Source organism: Clostridium algoriphilum (assembly GCF_020443705.1).
In the GTDB taxonomy this organism is placed as follows: domain Bacteria; phylum Bacillota; class Clostridia; order Clostridiales; family Clostridiaceae; genus Clostridium_AD; species Clostridium_AD algoriphilum.
This window is the reverse complement of record NZ_JAIZZK010000010.1, coordinates 13,192-30,566: the sequence shown is the minus strand read 5'-3', so window position 1 is coordinate 30,566 and position 17,375 is coordinate 13,192. Positions and strand designations below refer to the sequence as shown.

Sequence of the window (17,375 nt, the reverse complement as noted above, 5' to 3'; positions counted from 1 at the left end):
ATAAACTAACTTCTCAATATAGTAAAAACAAAGGGAATGCACGCGGATTTATTTAAACAAATCCACGTGCATTCCCTTTGTTTTTATTCATGCCTACTATTCATAAAATTATTAACCTAGTGATTTTTGTTTTAGTTTATCTGTCATGTCATGTAATTTAATTATTCCAGCTTCTCTTAATCTTTTATTCTCGTCTTCAATGTTTTTTGTTTCCTCTATTCCTTGCATAATAGTATTCCAAGTTTTCTCAAGAGTTTCAATTTTTACGCTTGTTCCTCCAGCTAGTTTTGCTATGTCCACACTTTGACTTCTTATATTTTCAGCGTTTTTCATTAATAATTCATTAGTAGTCCTATCGAGTTCTGATAGAGAATCTGATACTAACTTTTGCTTTTTTAAAGCAATAGCTTGAATTATTCCATTTTTAAATACGGGTATAGTTATTATAAAAGCAGAATGCACTTTAGATATCAACTTGTAATTTCCCCTTTGTATCATCTTAATTTGAGGTGCTGTTTGTAGTGATACCATCTTAGCCATTTCCAAATCATATATTCTCTGTTTTAGCATTTCTACAGTTTCTTTGGCATTCTCAAGATTTATAATATTTATTTGTTCTCCATTCGCAGCTATGGCCTCAAGTTTAGGAATATCTTGACTCTCATATTTCTGAGCAACCATATTGCCTGCAGCAATGTATTTTTCTAATTCTCCATAATACTCGAAATTTTGATTATACAGATTTTCAAGCAGTAAGTTAGATTTATTTATTTCTGCTTTATAAACACTAAGCTGAGTATATATTTTATCAATTTCTCCTCCAATTGTTTTATATTTACCAAGCATTTTGTCAATTGCTTGGCTTGGCTTACTAAACAATTTTGCAAAGAAACCAGTTTTCTCTTCTTCAAAATCTTGCTTATCAAATTTTTTCATTATACTTGTAAGTTCTTTAATCATAACACCAGAATTTTCAATGCTATTTGTTTTAATAGAATTTAGTATTTGATCAGCGAACTTAGATATTTGTGCCGCTGGTTCATTTCCAAATTCTAATACGGCATTTGCATCTTTTATATTTATGTTGGATGCAATTTGAACTACTTGAGGTGAAGATTTAAGCTGCTCATTTATGCTTAGTGCCTTTTGCTCTATATTTTTTTCTTCAATGTTTTCATCTTCAATTTTAAGTATTTGATTATTTTTTTCCATGTTTTTCACTCCTCTTAATTATCTTATAACTTATTTTTAATACCTTGTGGGTTTGTATAAAGATATATCTTAACTGTTAATTTCCAAACAAACTTTCAAAAAAACCTTTTTTCTTCTCCACATATTTTTTAAAGTGTAATTTAAAACTGACATCTTCTAATCTATGAATGTCATATCGCTCTGAATATATAAAATTCTCTATATCATTATATCCCGAAGGATTATAAATAATTATATCTATTCCCATTGAATTCATAAAGGCAAGCATTATACAATCTTCAAAAGATAGATTTCCATTTTCTTCATTATTATAAACTACAATTTTAGGAACTTCTTCCGGGTAATCATATGCTTGTAATAATTCAAGTAGTGTCGTATCTAAATTTATTAAGACTGAAAAAATATCAACTTGTAAATCCCTTAAATCTTCATTTTCAACGTTTATACTTACAGGATTAAGGCATAAGTCCTTGATCTTTTCCGCCATAGTTTTTTGAAGTCCAGTTCTTAATTCTTTGTATTTCCACCAAGATGAATTAATCAACTTATCCATATTAAATTGTGAAAAGACATTACTTGGATATATTTGATCAAATTTACCATATTCCAAATGCATCGCATTCATAATCGGTAGATCAATATAAAATTTAGTAAATTTTTGAGTAACTACCTCATTAATTTCCTTAAAGTAAGAATTTATATCCTCATGTGTGCCACAAATCTTAGAGAACATGTTTGGTATAACTACAGTTGAATCTTTAACACTAAACCCTTCCCTTATATATGCTTTTTGCTTTATCCAAATATATATTTCTTCATAGGTTGTATTAAGTGTTACAGCCTCTACATGATAATCTGCAAATTGCCAAGGTCTGTAAAATCCTGAATTGTCTGTGAACAATGTCTTGTTAATCTCCTGCTTAGCATTATACGCAGTGGTTTTAGTTCTATCTTCCATATTAGTAGGAAAAGGTTTTATTTCATTATTACAATTATAAACAATTTCCTTAGAGAAAGTATTATATTTATCAATTTCATAAAAAGAGCCTGAATTTTTCGGATTAAAATATAAAACATCACAACCCAATGTGGATAATAATATCAAATAAAAAACTTCTGCTTTTGTAATCTCACCATAAAAAATTATTTTCGGATTAGTTTTCTTATAATCAAATCTTTCAAATAATTCTTTAGAATAAATATTTATCCAATGAATTATATAGTTGATAAAAAGTTTAATATTATTGTTATCCATTGATTCATTACTTTTAATATAATATTCAATTAATCCCTTAAGATTATTTTTAATTTGCTGGAGCATTACTTTGTTAGATAAATCCGGAAAAAGTCCATTATCACTTATTAAATTTATAATTAGGGAAACATCCAAACTTTCCTCTTTAAATACTTTTATCCAAATATCATTTAATCTATTTTGAAGTCTTATGCTTATATCTTTATCTAATCCCTCACTAAATCTTTTATAGCTGGACCCCATTTTATTTAATTCTTTATCCAAACTATATAGATTCTCATAATAGTCTTTCTCATTAGTTTTTATACCAATAAACCTATAAAAATACTTTGGAATTGTAACAATATTTGAATTATATTCGAATTTGTTTCTTTTATAAACATCTGTTTTTAAACTACTTATGATATCTTCATTAATGTCTAAATTCACACTTTGAATTTCCAAGTTATTCAAATTATTCTTCTCCATATTCACCTTACCTCTTCAATAATGTATTTTCTCGTAAATATAGTTTATTTATCCACACTAATTATACCATAATTATGTAATGTTTTTCATTGTAATATATTTAAACTAAATGGATTAGTTCAACAAACATTGTCAAAATAATCTTGCTCTTTTTTAAGTCATTTTATTTCTCAAAACTATTCTATTATAAACAAAAAAGGTGTAATATAGATAGTATAATATACTTTATATACTTTATATACAACTATGCAAAAGTTTTTTACGCGTTTTATATTTTTCTTTACAAAGTTAAGAATAAATTATAATTTTAACCTTATTTTTAACTAAAAATATTGTAAGGTAGGCAGCAATAAGTATTGGTACCTACTTTATAGAACCACTATAAGTAGCAATTGCATTTGTTACTTTCGAATAGAACTACAAGGAGGTTTATTATGGGACTTTTGACATTCAAAAAAGGTATTCACCCGAATGATAGAAAAGACTTAAGTATGCACAAAGCAATTAAAGATTTGCTACCAAAAGGCAACTTAGTATTTCCTATGCAACAACATATTGGAGCACCTTGCGATCCATTAGTAAAAAAAGGAGATAGAGTTCTTCTTGGACAAAAAATAGGTGAATCAAAAGCTTTCGTATCCGCACCAATATATTCAAGCGTATCTGGAACTGTAGTTGATGTAGCACCACGATTACATAGTAATGGAACAATGGTGACCTCCATTATTGTCGAAAACGATAACACCTATGAAGAATTACATGCTATGACCCCGCATAAAGACTATGAAAAGCTATCAAAGGCTGAACTAGTCTCTATCGTTAAGGATGCCGGAATTGTAGGTATGGGTGGAGCAGGTTTTCCAACTCATATTAAGCTTACACCACCTGCTGAAAAACCAATCGACAGCATTATAATAAATGCTTCAGAGTGTGAACCATATTTAACATGTGATTACAGAATGATGCTCGAAAAATCAAATGAAATAGTCGAGGGTTTAAAAATTATTCTTCAAATGTTCCCAGGTGTATCAGGGTATATTGGAATAGAAAATAATAAGCCTGAAGCAATTGAGGCCATGAAAAAGGCTTGCAAAAATTTAAAAAATGTACAAGTTGCTCCATTAATTACAAAATACCCTCAAGGCGCAGAGAAACAATTAATTTATGCAATTACTGGTAGAGAAGTATCTTCCGGTAAGCTTCCTGCGGATGTTGGATGTATAGTTCAGAATCTTAGTTCTGCTTACGAAATTTATAATGCTGTAGTAAATGGTAGACCACTTACAGAAAGAATACTAACCGTAACCGGAGAAGCAATTAAAGAACCAATGAATCTAAGAGTAAAGTTTGGAACTTCTATAAAAGAAGTTATCGAGGCTGCTGGAGGCTTTAAGGAAGATCCTGTGAAAGTAATTTCTGGTGGTCCCTTAATGGGAACAACTTTAAGTTCCCTTGACATTCCTGTAATTAAAGGAACTTCAGGAGTACTCTGTTTAACAAAAAATCAAGCTAAATTAGAAGAAGAATCTAGTTGTATAAGATGTGGAAAGTGCATGAGTGTCTGTCCTATGTTCTTAAATCCTACTAAACTAAACTCTTTAGTTTTAAGAGGTAATTATGATGTTTTTGAAGAATATCATGGTATGGATTGTATAGAATGCGCTTGTTGCTCTTATGTATGCCCAGCAAAACGTCATTTGACACAAACTTGTCGTGAAGGTAAAAGAACAGTAAATATTAATAGAAGAAAAAAATAGATAGAGGTGACTTATATGTATACAGTATCTTCATCCCCACACATAAAATCGAATGATTCTGTGCAGGGTATAATGAGAGACGTAATAATAGCATTAATACCTGCTACCTTTGCCGGAATATATTTTTTTGGAATGCAAGCATTTTTAGTTACATTGGTATCGGTGCTATCATGTATTGCAGCAGAGGCCTTATGGCAAAAACTTACTCACAGAAAAATTACAATTGGAGACCTTAGTGCAGTAGTAACTGGCTTATTGCTTGCTTTTAATTTGCCAGCTGCTGTTCCACTTTGGCTTCCTGCAATCGGCGGATTTTTCGCAATAATTATTGTAAAACAATTTTTTGGTGGAATTGGACAGAATATAATGAATCCAGCACTAGCTGCTAGAGCATTTTTACTTGCTTCTTGGCCAGTTCACATGACTAATTTTACCGTTGATGGTGTTTCATCTGCTACTGCCCTTGGAATACTTAAAACCGGTAGCGGTGAATTACCTAGTCTAGCGAATGTTTTTATTGGCAATGTAGGTGGTTGCATTGGTGAAACTTCAGTACTTGCATTACTAATTGGTGCAGCATACCTACTATACAAAAGAATAATAACCTGGCATATACCAGTAGCATTTATCGGTAGTACATTCATTTTAACCTATATATTAGGTAGAAATGGTTTAATGACTGGTAATGCATTATACGAAATATTTGCTGGTGGCTTAATGATTGGTGCATTCTATATGGCAACTGATTACACAACTTCACCAATGGCAAAAAAAGGACAAGTTATATTTGGTATTGGCTGTGGAATTTTAACCACCATAATACGTTTGTATGGTGGTTATGCTGAAGGAGTATCTTATTCTATATTAATAATGAGCTTATTTGTTCCATTTATTGATAAGTTTACTGCTCTACGTATTTTTGGGGAGGTGAAATAATTGAAAGATAATATAAAATTAGGATTGATATTACTTTTAATTACAGGAATTGCAGGTTTTTTACTAGGTGGTGCATATGAAATAACAAAGGCACCTATAGCTGCATCAGTTGCTTCCGATAAACAAACTGCTATGAAGGAGATATTACCTGATGCTGATAAGTTTTCAAATTCAGATGTAAATATTAAGAGTAATGCAAAGATTTTAGAGGTTAATGTTGGAACAAAAGGAACTAAAATAGCTGGATACGCTATAAAGGTTGCCCCAAAAGGATATGCTGGTCCTATAGAAACTATGGTTGGAATATCTAGTGATGGTAAAGTTACTGGAATTAGTATTTTAGCTCACACTGAAACACCTGGTCTTGGCGCTAATGCTCCAGAGCCTGCATTTTCAAATGAGTATAAAAACAAACCTACAAAAGAGGATTTAGAAGTTGTAAAAGTAGTTCCTAAAAAAGATAATGAAATACAGGCTATGACAGGGGCCACTATTACATCTAAAGCCGTAACCCTTGGCGTTAACGATGCTATTGATTTTTACAACTCTTCATTGAAAGGAGATAAAAAATAATGAGCATATTTTCTGAAAGATTAAAAAATGGTATTGTAACCGAAAATCCAATATTTGTGCAAGTTCTAGCTATGTGTCCTACACTAGCTGTTACCACCAGCGTAGAAAATGGTATAGGTATGGGCCTTGCATCTACAGCAGTGTTAATTGGTTCTAATCTTTTTATATCACTGTTAAGAAAAGTAATCCCTGATAAGGTTCGTATACCAGCTTACATTACAATAATAGCTGCTTTTGTTACATTAATACAGTTTTTATTGCAAGGTTTTGTTCCCTCTTTATATAAGTCTTTAGGGATTTTTATCCCACTTATAGTTGTTAACTGTGTAATTCTAGGACGTGCTGAATCCTATGCATCAAAAAACAAAATATTTCCTTCGATTTTTGATGCTATTGGAATGGGACTAGGTTTTACAGTAGCATTAGCTATTCTTGGTTCAATAAGAGAATTACTAGGAGCAGGTTCGATACTCGGATTTAAAATATTTGGAAACTCCTTTGAACCGGCTATAATGATGATTTTAGCTCCCGGAGCTTTTATTACCCTTGGAATTTTAATGGCTTTATTAAATCAAAAATCAATAAATAAAACAAACGAAGTTAATAATAAAATTGCACATTTTCATGAAATTAATCCAGAGACTGGTGAGTGTACTGGATGTGGTTCTTGTGCTCATAGTTGCAAAAAATAATTATTTTTAATTTTGTTAAGAAAGGCGGATGGAAATGAAACTTTTTTCAATTTTTATAAGTGCATTTTTAGTAAATAACTTCTTATTAGTTAAATTCCTTGGAGTATGTTCTTTTCTTGGAGTTTCTAAAAAAACTGAAACTGCAAAAGGTATGGGACTAGCAGTAGTGTTTGTTATGTTCTTAGCCTCAATTATGACTTATGGAGTCTACAACTGGATTTTAGTTCCTTTAAACATAACCTATTTATCAACTCTAGCCTTCGTACTAGTTATTGCCGCACTTGTGCAATTTGTTGAAATGGTTATTAAAAAGACTCAACCGAGTTTATATAAAGCACTTGGAATATACCTTCCTTTAATAACAACTAACTGCGCACTTCTTGGTATGGCTGTTATTAATATAGGTGAGAAATATAACCTACTAGAATCCATGGTTAATGCTCTTGGTGCTGCTCTTGGATATATGCTTGCCATTGTACTTCTTTCAGGTTTGAGAGAAAGAATGGAAGAGAATGATAAAATGCCTTTAGCATTTAGAGGTCTGCCTATTTCACTAGTTACAGCTGGATTAATGGCTATCGCATTTTTAGGCTTTAGTGGTTTGAAATTAGGGGGTATTTAAATGGATATAAATAGTTTAATTTACCCAGTAATAAGTATCGGTGGATTAGGACTTGTATTTGGAGTAGTACTTGGTTATGCTAATAAAAAATTTCATGTACCAGTTGATCCTAAAATACCACTTGTTCGCGAAGCATTACCTAGCGCCAATTGCGGTGCATGTGGATATGCTGGTTGTGATGCTTATGCTGCCGCTGTAGTTGAAGGAGATACTCCGCTAAATTTATGCAGTGTGGGCGGAAGTTCTGTTGCAGAAAAAATCGGAGAAATAATGGGCGTAACAGTTGAAACCGCAAATCCACAAGTTGCCTTTGTTAAATGTAAAGGAACTTGCACGGTTTCTAAAGAAAGATATGTGTATGATGGAATCAAGGATTGCCGTCAAGCAGTTATCGCTCCCGGTGGTGGTCCTAAAGCTTGCGTAGATGGTTGTTTAGGTTTCGCAAGTTGTGTAAGAGCCTGTGAGTTTAATGCCCTTCATATAATAGATGGTGTTGCTGTAGTATATAAAGATAATTGCGTTGCTTGTGGGGCTTGTATTGAGGTATGTCCTAAAGACCTAATAGAGTTCGTTCCAGCTAGTCAAGAAGTTCTTATCGAATGTAACTCAAAATTAAAAGGTAAAACAGTAAAAGATAATTGTTCGGTTGGATGTATCGCATGCCAAATGTGTGTAAAAGTTTGCCCAACCCAAGCGATTACTATGGTTAATAACTTAGCTACAATAGACTTTGAAAAATGTGTGCACTGTGGCAAATGTGCTGCTAAATGTCCTACAAAGGTTATCTCGAAACCTCTAAAGGATCAAGTAAACATGAGTGAGACTGTTGAAGCTGTTAAAACTGCTGAAACTAAATAGTTAAAAAGATACTAAGATTTTAATCTTAGTATCTTTTTTTATTTTTTTCTATCTCTTTAACAGACAATTGTAGGATAGGAAATTTCTTCATAGTACCTTGCAATAAGAAGTGCGAATGTGAGCGGCAGATAATTTTATATTCTCAAAAAATTAGAATTTCTTAATAGAATTTCCAGTCCCGAACTCTTTTGTAAGACACCAGAAGAATTTTCCTATCCTCTTTTACAATATTTTTTCTAACCTACTTTTCAATATACTGGCTAGAATCCCAATGAAATACCCTGTAACAATAGAAGAAATTAATAATACTGGCAAATATATATATATTCTTAAATCATTAATTATGAAGGCAGCTACAAGTAGCTGACCTACATTATGAAAAACAGCTCCACAAACACTAATTGTAGGTATGCTTAGAGAATTTTTAAAATACTTATACAGTAATATCATTACTATATTACTTAGTACTCCACCTGCTATACTAAACATAAAAGCTGACATACTTCCTCCAAATATAGAACCTAGAATAGTTCTCAAAATCATTACCAATAATGCTTCTCTCCACCCAAGTAATATTAGTGCAACTAATGAAATAGAATTAGCAAGTCCTAATTTCATTCCTGGAAATAGCACTGGAATCTGAGCCTCAATTAAGTAAATTACTAGAGCCATCGCCACTAGCATACTAAGTAAAACTAATCTTTTAGTCTTTTTCATATCTTCACCTACATATTTTTAATTTTAAAATGTCCCACCATCAATGCTTTTATCCTGATGCCCCTGTATATTAATTATAAGTTTATAAGGTAAACATACAATCATCTCACCTGGATTAGAAATTGATCCACTTTTAACGCACTCTTTATGTGGACAATCAGCAGCTATTATACTAATACTATTATGTTTAACTTCTATTATATTGTAATGGTCCTTATCTGTTTTTATGGTAAATTTTTCAGATTCTACTACCTTATTTAAATCAATTGTTCTAATTACCTTGCCTGCATGCTTAATAACTGCAATGTTTTCTGAACCTTTAATTGACATTTTGTATATTGAAGTAGCACCTAAGGCTATTACCACAACAATTAAAAGAATGATACCAACTATCTTATCGCCCTTTTTCATAAGTGAACTCCTTGTTTGTTAAATCGAAATTATCTTTAAGCCCGGGTGTAACATATATTTTTTTGTCATTTGTTATAAAAATAGCTTCTACACCTTTCATAGACTCTACTAATTTAAGGCCTTTATCTAGTCCCAAGATGTAAGTACTTGTAGATAGTGCATCTCCATCAATAGACTTATCTGATACTATGGTCGTGCTTATAAGACCTTTATTTGCAGGGTATCCACTTTTCGGATCAAATATGTGATGATATCTTATGCCATCCTTAATAAAAAATCTTTCATAGTTGCCTGATGTAACTATTGATTTATCAGTAGCACTAATAGATCCTAAGTATTCTCCGCGTGTACTTAATGGATTCTGCACTCCTATATTCCAGCTAGTTCCATCCGGTTTATTTCCTAAGGCATAAACATTACCACCTAAATTAATAATCGCACTACTAATCTTATTATTTAATAAAACCTTCTTTACCTCATCTGCGGTATATCCCTTTGCTATTGCCCCCAAATCTATGGCTTGATTCATTCGTTTTAGCTTCACCGTTGAATTTTTTTTATCTAAAATAATATCATTATAGTTAACAAATTTTAATTTTTCATCAATTTCTTTTTTTGAAGGAAGCCTCTCTTTGTCAGTTCCTATGCCCCACAAAGATACAATTGGCTCTATTGTTGCATCAAGTGCGCCCCCTGTTAACTTACTGTATTGAACCGATTTTTCTATTACCGAATATGTATCTGTGCTAAGTTTCTCTCCTGAAACTCCAGCTTTTGCATTTAATTTACTAATTTCGGAGGTTTTAATATTAACGGACATCTTTTTTTCTATATTACTTACTTCCTTTACCGCTGCTTGTGTTGCTTTTTCTGCATTTTTACCATAAACCTTGAATTGAACAATTGTACCCATCAAGTACGTCTCTTTTTCAACAGGTTTAGCATTGCTCTTGCAAGATATTAAAAATATTGAAAGAGTCAATAGTAAAAGTATATACCATTTCTTACGTGAATTTTTTATGTTACCTCACCACCTCTAGCTTGTCTTTATACATATTAATATTATACCATATATATAATTCAAATAAACCTTGCTCTATTACATGACTCATATGAAATTATAGACAAAATCAATTCTTCTAGTGTTTTACACAGACCTTATATACACATATATAAGGATATGAAAATAGGATACAGACTAAAATTCTGTACCCCTTTTTGAGAAATATTTAATATCTAAATTTTAATAAGCCCTTTGATCACCATTTAAAATATTTTCAATTTCTACTGCTATTTCACGCCCTTTTTTGTAGGAGTTAAGTCTATCTTGTGGTATTGAATTTTTATATCTGTCCTCGCCAGAAAGGAAATCAACAATTCCTTTCTTCGCACTTGGAACATCTCCAACGTTATTTATTCCATTTACTTCTTTTATTTTTGAATAATCCATGAATATTCCTCCTTTTATATCTTGTAGATACTAAGTAATTATTTATACTAAGCATCATTAATGTTATAGTTATAGACTTCCCAATTTAAAATTTTTAATGTACCAACATTTTTTCTTGCAATGAATAAAGATTAATTTAATAAAAATCATTAAATTAATTCTTGTATGTTATAAAAAGTTTCACCTTTAACATTCTTTTTCATATAATATTTTATACGCTGTTGTCCAAATTAAAACTATTTCTCTATTACAATACCTTATGATTCTTTAAATATCTTAAAAAATATAAGTTAATTATCTCATAATTAATAATAGATTTATATTTATCCAAATAATACTAACTTATATAAAATTTATACAAATTGCATATATGAAAAACATATGTTATACTAATTTAAAATTTACAGTATTTAAGTTATTTTTACGACAACAATTTTCTATATATACTGTAATAATCATTGGAGGTATTTATGGAAAATAATATAAAAGATACATTAAGAAAAAATATGCTACAACAAAGAAAAAGCATGAATGTACAGGATGTAAATACTTTTAGCGCCCAAATTATAAGTATAATTATGAAACTACCCCAATTTGAAAATTCCAGAAATATTATGTTATACCTAAGTTTTAATAAGGAAGTGGATACATATCCTCTTGCTACATGGTGTTTAACCCATGGGAAAAACGTAATTGCTCCATATTGTATACAAACCACAAAGCAAATAATACCTTACAAAATAAATAATATCACTAGTGACCTTACTAAATCTACTTTTGGTGTTATGGAACCAAAACATAATTTACTTGAGAAAATAAATATTGAGGATATAGATTTAATTATAGTTCCTGGCGTAGTATTTGATAAAGCTTGCAATAGAATAGGTTTTGGTGCTGGTTATTATGATAGATTTTTATCAAAAAAACTGAAAAGCACTCCTACTATAGGTATAGCCTATGACTATCAAATAATTGATAAAGTTCCCACTGATGAGTATGATATTCCATTAGATTTCATTATTACTGAAAACAGAACAATATTTCCTAAATAAGTAGTTAGGATACACATATAATAAATATATTAGAAAAATCCCAAATTTAATTATACTGATATTGGAGGTGACCCCTTTGAAAAAAAGAATAGCTGCTTTCTTTGATATTGATGGTACTCTTTATAGAGAAAGTTTAATGACAGAGGTATTTAAAAAATTAATTAAAAGCGAAATTATAGAAAACGATAAATGGTATAAAGAAGTAAAACCATATTATGTTAAATGGGATAAAAGAATTGGTAATTATGATAATTACCTTCTAAAGATGGCTGATATATATACAGAAGCCATAATCGGACTTCATATGTCTCAAATTGAATTTATTGCCAGACAAATTATTAGGCAAAAAGGTGATAGAGTTTATACTTACACCCGTGACAGAATTAAATGGCATAAGAATCAAGGTCACATAATTATTACTATATCAGGAAGTCCAATTGAACTTGTACGCGAAATGTCTATAAAATACGGTTTTGATGACTATATAGGAACAAAGTATGCTTTAGATGATCATAATATTTATACAGGTGATATTATTCCTATGTGGGATAGCGTTAGTAAAAAAAACTCCATAGAGTATTTTGTAAGTAAATACAATATTGATTTAGGTCAAAGTTATGCTTATGGAGATACCTCAGGTGATTTCACTATGTTAAAGCTACTTAGTCACCCTACTGCGATAAACCCAACTAAGGAACTTCTACTGAATATTCTAGACGACGATGAATTAAAAGAAAAGATCAATATAATAATAGAAAGAAAAGATGTAGTATATAGGTTACGACCAGAACATATTGAAATTTAATATATTAATCAAATTTAAAATGGCAAAATAGAAGTTTGGAACTTCTATTTTGCCATTTTAACATACCATCTAATTATTCTAACTTGAAAATTTCTTCTTAGATATCACTGAATAGATAATCCATATAATCAATAATATTCCAATAGTTATATTTGTTATTATATCCTTTAATAAAGGTATACCCTGTCCGAGCAAAGTGCCAATTAAGATTACCCCTCCATATGAAAATAGGACAATCTTATTTAGTTTTATATACTCATCGAAATTCGTGCCCTTATAATTTCTGCCCTGTTTCTTCTTAAAATTCAAACCTGAAACAACAGCAGATGCACCCATCATAATAAATATAATATTGAACACACTATCACTGAGTCCCATTTGTAAATCTCCTTATACTAAATTTCTCTTAATAAATTTGCCATTTCTATTGCTGATACTGCAGCATCATATCCTTTATTACCTGCTTTAGTCCCTGCTCTTTCTATGGCTTGCTCGATATTCTCAGTAGTAAGCACTCCAAAAATAACTGGAACTCCTGTTTCGAGTGATACAGATGCAATTCCTTTAGTTACCTCACCAGATACATATTCATAATGGGATGTGGCGCCTCTTATTACTGCTCCTAAACATATTACACCATCATATTTACCAGACTTTGCCATTTTCTTTGCAACTAAAGGTATCTCAAATGCGCCAGGAACCCACGCAATTTCAACATTTTCTTCTTCAACACCATGACGTTTAAAGCCATCTAGTGCACCTGATAATAATTTTCCACCTATAAACTCATTAAATCTTGCTACAATAATTCCAAACTTTAATCCTTCTGCTATTAAATTACCTTCATATACTTTCATGTCAAATCCTCCTATTAATTTAATATATTTATATTTTAATTAAGTTTATTACTTATACATACTAATATAGTAACCTACTATTTCTTTGAATATATACCACTTTATTTATTTAACATCTAACAAATGACCCATTTTCTCTTTTTTAGTTCGTAAATAAAACTCATCTTTTTCATTATGATTCATTACTATTGGTACTCTTTGAACTATATCAATACCATAGCCTGAAATTCCTGTTATTTTTTTAGGGTTGTTAGTCATAAGTCTTATCTTTGTAGCACCTAAGAGTTCTAATATCTGAGCTCCTATACCATAGTCTCTCATGTCTACTGGAAATCCTAAAGCTAAATTTGCTTCTGCGGTATCCATTCCTTTATCTTGAAGACTATATGCCTTTAGCTTATTAATTAATCCTATACCTCGTCCTTCTTGTCTCATATAAAGCAAAATGCCACTATCTTCTTTCGCTATAGCTTTCATAGCTGCATCATATTGTTCTCCACAATCACATCTCATAGATCCTAGTGCATCTCCTGTAAGGCATTCAGAATGTACCCTTACAAGTACAGATTCACTTTTTGTTACATCTCCTTTAACTAATGCTACATGGTGCTCTCCATTTACTTTATTTACAAACCCATAGATAGTAAATTCTCCATATCTAGTTGGCATCTTAGCCTCAGTAACCTTTTCTACAAGGCATTCAGTTTTTCTTCTGTAAGCAATTAAATCTACTATAGTAATCATTTTTAAATCATGTTTTTTTACATATTCAATAAGCTGTGGCACCCTAGCCATTGTACCATCTTCATTCATAATTTCACAAATTACACCTGCAGGATATAATCCAGCCATTCTTGCTAAATCTACTGCAGCTTCTGTATGACCACCCCTATTTAGTACTCCTCCATCTCTTGCTGCTAGAGGGAATACGTGACCAGGTCTATTAAAATCACTTGATGTCGCTTCCGGGTCCAAAACCTTTAAGATAGTAGTTGCTCTCTCAGCCGCAGATATTCCAGTAGTCGCAGTTACAGCATCAATAGAAACACTAAACGCTGTTCCATGTACATCAGTATTGTTTACCACCATTTGACTTATATTTAATTTATCTAATCTTTCTTTAACTATAGGCATACATATAAGCCCACGTGCATATCTTGCCATAAAATTTATATTTTGGGCACTAGCTTTTTCCGCAGCTATTATTATATCTCCTTCATTTTCTCTATCTTCGTCATCTACCACAACAACCATTTTACCATTTTTAATATCTTCTAAAGCTTCTTCAATGCTACTAAATTTATACATATTTCCACCCCTTAATCATCACTTTCGTGCTGTTGTCATCACTTTCGTGCTGTTGTCATCACTTTTGCGATGTAATGTTATTTATTACATATTAGATTATTGCATCTATACTTATAGACATTTATTAAAATCCATTTTCCTCAAGAAAACTCATATTAATGGGTTTCTTTTCTTTTGGAGCATTACCATATATAAGCAGTTTCTCAACATACTTTGCCATCATATCGCTTTCAAGGTTAACTACATCTCCTATTTTCTTAGTTACTAATGTAGTTTCACCCTTTGTATGAGGTATAATTGATACTTTAAAAATATTTTCATTAACATATGCAACAGTTAGGCTAATGCCGTCCATTGCTATTGAACCTTTATGTACAATATATTTTAATATATCCTTTGAAGTTTCAACAGACACCCAAGTTGCATTATCCTCACTATATAAATCTACAATAGTTCCTATTCCATCAATATGACCACTTACTATATGACCACCCAGTCTATCACTAGCCCTAAGCGCCCTTTCTAAATTAACGTAGGAACCTGGTTTCAATTTTCCTAAATTACTGCTTCTTATAGTCTCCGCCATTACATCAACACTAAAGCTATTTTTATTAAACTCTGTTACCGTAAGGCAAACTCCATTGGTACTAATACTGTCGCCAAGTTCTACGCCCAACATAACCTTTTCAGCTTTTATGGTAATCCTTGCAGACTTAGCCCCTTTTGCTATAGACTTTATCTCACCAATTTCCTCAATTAAGCCCGTAAACATCTATTCACCTCCTTTACAACTAGTTGTTTTTAATGGTTACAATGAACTACGTTTTTCTTTATATACCCCTCTATCATAATATCTTCGTCAAACCTTAAGACTTCAGTATCTTCAAGCATTATAGAATCCTTCACATAATCAATTCCCTTGCCTCCCACTGGAGTTTTACCAGAAGTACCACCAAATATTTTTGGTGATATAAATGTAATTACTTTATCAACGATCTTTTTATCTAATGCTGAATAATTTAAAGTGCTTCCTCCCTCAAGAAGAATGCTGTCTATTCCTCTCTCACCTAATGCTCCCATTAAATAGTTTAGATCTACCCACTTATCTTTACTTGGAGTTATTATAATTTCTACGCCCATTTTCTTAATATCTTCCATTTTAGTATTGCTTGCAAGTTTTGTTGTAACTAAAATAGTTTTTGTTTTTTCATCACATATTAATACCTTTGACTCTAGAGGAATTTTTGCTGTGCTGTCTATGATTATTCTTATAGGGTTTCTGCTTATAATACCTTTTCTCCTTGTAGTGAGTTCCGGATCATCACTTAAGACAGTACCAATCCCCACCATAATTCCAGTTACCATATTTCTTAATTCATGCACATATAATCTGGATTTCTCATTACTTATCCACTTTGAATCCCCAGTAGAAGTTGCTATTTTCCCGTCTATTGTCATAGCTGTTTTCATGATGCAAAACGGTTTTTTCTCAGTTATATATTTTATAAATATTTCATTTGTTTTTCTTATTTCGCGCTCCATTATACCTGTCGTAACTTCTATACCAGCTTTTCTAAGAATTTCTATGCCTTTGCCTGCAACTAATGGATTAGGGTCTATCATCCCAACTACTACTTTTGATATCTTATTTCGAACAATAGCTTCGGCACAAGGCGGTGTTTTACCATAGTGTGCGCAAGGTTCGAGAGTTACATACATTGTTGCACCTTCTACATCGCAGGCGGCACTCTTAAAAGCATTAACCTCTGCATGTGGTCCACCAAAATGTTCATGGTATCCTTCTCCAATTATTTTATTGTTTTTTACGATAACTGCACCTACTAGTGGGTTAGGATTTACGAAACCTACTGCTTTTCTAGATAATTCAAGTGCTCTTTTCATATAATAGTTGTCCAAATTATCACCTTCCTAACTCTATAATTGTGATGCGAAAATTAACCACATCGCGTATTTACTGTATGTATAACTTAAATCATTTATATAATAAAAGCCCTGAAAACAATGTTTTCAGGGCTTAATAAGCAAGTTATATATCTAGCTAGACTAAATACATATGAATTCAAAATACAATATCATTTTATTAAATATTTTAATATTTAACAAATGAAAATATTATGTATTTATCATCTCTTCCTTCTTTCATCCAGACTTTACTGTCGGCCCTGGAATTAAACCAGATCTACCTTTCGGCTCGCGGGCTATACCGCCGGTTGGGAACTTCTCCCTACCCTGAAGGATCTATTAAATTTTCAACCTAAGAATAACACTTTGTTATTTTATTGTCAAGTAATCATCTTTTATAATAAATTTTATGTAATTACTATAGACTTTTTTTATTTAATTATATATATATGTATTTATTTATAACTTTTACTTTACAA

Annotated in this window: 19 protein-coding genes and 1 riboswitch; of the genes, 8 read left to right on the top strand and 11 right to left on the bottom strand. The window is 31.3% G+C overall.

The window, feature by feature from the left end; genetic code table 11:
- Positions 1-111: 111 nt before the first annotated feature.
- Together LGK95_RS09370 and LGK95_RS09365 are read right to left on the bottom strand one after the other, a co-directional pair.
- Complete coding sequence (locus LGK95_RS09370; protein ID WP_226124381.1) at positions 112-1,212, bottom strand: toxic anion resistance protein; 1,101 nt, start codon at positions 1,210-1,212, stop codon at positions 112-114.
- 76 nt (positions 1,213-1,288) lie between these two features.
- The gene (locus tag LGK95_RS09365) at positions 1,289-2,935 is read right to left on the bottom strand and encodes a YceG family protein (protein ID WP_226124379.1); all 1,647 of its coding nucleotides are present in this window, start codon (positions 2,933-2,935) and stop codon (positions 1,289-1,291) included.
- Between the two features lie 434 nt (positions 2,936-3,369).
- Here LGK95_RS09365 and rsxC point away from each other — a divergent pair, with 434 nt between their 5' ends.
- Genes rsxC through LGK95_RS09335 form a run of 6 tightly spaced genes read left to right on the top strand, consistent with a single transcriptional unit; the run spans position 3,370 to position 8,373 of the window.
- Positions 3,370-4,692, top strand: coding sequence for an electron transport complex subunit RsxC (rsxC, locus tag LGK95_RS09360; protein ID WP_226124377.1), 1,323 nt, complete (start codon positions 3,370-3,372; stop codon positions 4,690-4,692).
- A 15-nt stretch (positions 4,693-4,707) separates the two neighbouring features.
- A complete protein-coding gene (locus tag LGK95_RS09355; RefSeq protein ID WP_226124375.1) occupies positions 4,708-5,628 on the top strand; it encodes an RnfABCDGE type electron transport complex subunit D in 921 nt (306 codons plus the stop codon).
- Positions 5,629-6,201, top strand: a complete 573-nt coding sequence (locus tag LGK95_RS09350) for an RnfABCDGE type electron transport complex subunit G (protein WP_226124373.1) — start codon at positions 5,629-5,631, stop codon at positions 6,199-6,201.
- Positions 6,201-6,893 (top strand): RnfABCDGE type electron transport complex subunit E, encoded by a 693-nt coding sequence (locus LGK95_RS09345; RefSeq protein ID WP_226124371.1) that lies wholly within the window; start codon positions 6,201-6,203, stop codon positions 6,891-6,893. Before LGK95_RS09350 ends, LGK95_RS09345 begins: the two co-directional genes overlap by 1 nt.
- Positions 6,894-6,927: 34 nt before the next feature.
- Positions 6,928-7,515, top strand: a complete 588-nt coding sequence (rsxA, locus tag LGK95_RS09340; RefSeq protein WP_226124370.1) for an electron transport complex subunit RsxA — start codon at positions 6,928-6,930, stop codon at positions 7,513-7,515.
- A 6-nt stretch (positions 7,516-7,521) separates the two neighbouring features.
- A complete protein-coding gene (locus LGK95_RS09335) occupies positions 7,522-8,373 on the top strand; it encodes an RnfABCDGE type electron transport complex subunit B (protein ID WP_319001913.1) in 852 nt (283 codons plus the stop codon).
- A gap of 222 nt (positions 8,374-8,595) precedes the next feature.
- Here LGK95_RS09335 and LGK95_RS09330 read toward each other — a convergent pair whose 3' ends face one another.
- The 4 genes from LGK95_RS09330 to LGK95_RS09315 form a co-directional block, all read right to left on the bottom strand.
- On the bottom strand, positions 8,596-9,090 hold the full coding sequence (locus LGK95_RS09330; protein ID WP_226124367.1) for a Gx transporter family protein: 495 nt from the start codon (positions 9,088-9,090) through the stop codon (positions 8,596-8,598).
- A gap of 24 nt (positions 9,091-9,114) precedes the next feature.
- Positions 9,115-9,501, bottom strand: coding sequence for a NusG domain II-containing protein (locus LGK95_RS09325; RefSeq protein WP_226124366.1), 387 nt, complete (start codon positions 9,499-9,501; stop codon positions 9,115-9,117).
- Positions 9,485-10,414, bottom strand: a complete 930-nt coding sequence (locus LGK95_RS09320; RefSeq protein WP_226124365.1) for an FAD:protein FMN transferase — start codon at positions 10,412-10,414, stop codon at positions 9,485-9,487. Before LGK95_RS09320 ends, LGK95_RS09325 begins: the two co-directional genes overlap by 17 nt.
- Positions 10,415-10,744: 330 nt before the next feature.
- Positions 10,745-10,951 carry a hypothetical protein gene (locus LGK95_RS09315; RefSeq protein WP_226124364.1) on the bottom strand — a complete coding sequence of 69 codons (207 nt, stop codon included), beginning with the start codon at positions 10,949-10,951 and terminating at the stop codon, positions 10,745-10,747.
- A 470-nt stretch (positions 10,952-11,421) separates the two neighbouring features.
- Here LGK95_RS09315 and LGK95_RS09310 point away from each other — a divergent pair, with 470 nt between their 5' ends.
- Together LGK95_RS09310 and LGK95_RS09305 are read left to right on the top strand one after the other, a co-directional pair.
- Positions 11,422-12,003 (top strand): 5-formyltetrahydrofolate cyclo-ligase, encoded by a 582-nt coding sequence (locus LGK95_RS09310; RefSeq protein WP_226124363.1) that lies wholly within the window; start codon positions 11,422-11,424, stop codon positions 12,001-12,003.
- Positions 12,004-12,139: 136 nt separating this feature from the next.
- Positions 12,140-12,808 (top strand): HAD-IB family hydrolase, encoded by a 669-nt coding sequence (locus tag LGK95_RS09305; protein WP_404814414.1) that lies wholly within the window; start codon positions 12,140-12,142, stop codon positions 12,806-12,808.
- A gap of 78 nt (positions 12,809-12,886) precedes the next feature.
- Here the strand turns inward: LGK95_RS09305 and LGK95_RS09300 are convergent, their stop codons facing one another.
- From LGK95_RS09300 to ribD, 5 genes are all read right to left on the bottom strand, one after another.
- Positions 12,887-13,186: a hypothetical protein gene (locus LGK95_RS09300; protein ID WP_226124361.1), complete on the bottom strand. Its 300-nt coding sequence runs from the start codon at positions 13,184-13,186 to the stop codon at positions 12,887-12,889.
- A 17-nt stretch (positions 13,187-13,203) separates the two neighbouring features.
- On the bottom strand, positions 13,204-13,665 hold the full coding sequence (gene ribH, locus LGK95_RS09295) for a 6,7-dimethyl-8-ribityllumazine synthase (protein ID WP_226124359.1): 462 nt from the start codon (positions 13,663-13,665) through the stop codon (positions 13,204-13,206).
- A gap of 105 nt (positions 13,666-13,770) precedes the next feature.
- Positions 13,771-14,973, bottom strand: coding sequence for a bifunctional 3,4-dihydroxy-2-butanone-4-phosphate synthase/GTP cyclohydrolase II (locus LGK95_RS09290; RefSeq protein WP_226124357.1), 1,203 nt, complete (start codon positions 14,971-14,973; stop codon positions 13,771-13,773).
- Between the two features lie 124 nt (positions 14,974-15,097).
- The gene (locus tag LGK95_RS09285; protein WP_226124355.1) at positions 15,098-15,745 is read right to left on the bottom strand and encodes a riboflavin synthase; all 648 of its coding nucleotides are present in this window, start codon (positions 15,743-15,745) and stop codon (positions 15,098-15,100) included.
- Positions 15,746-15,774: 29 nt separating this feature from the next.
- Positions 15,775-16,890 (bottom strand): bifunctional diaminohydroxyphosphoribosylaminopyrimidine deaminase/5-amino-6-(5-phosphoribosylamino)uracil reductase RibD, encoded by a 1,116-nt coding sequence (gene ribD / locus LGK95_RS09280; RefSeq protein WP_226124353.1) that lies wholly within the window; start codon positions 16,888-16,890, stop codon positions 15,775-15,777.
- A 231-nt stretch (positions 16,891-17,121) separates the two neighbouring features.
- Positions 17,122-17,235, bottom strand: a riboswitch (FMN riboswitch).
- Positions 17,236-17,375 lie beyond the last annotated feature (140 nt).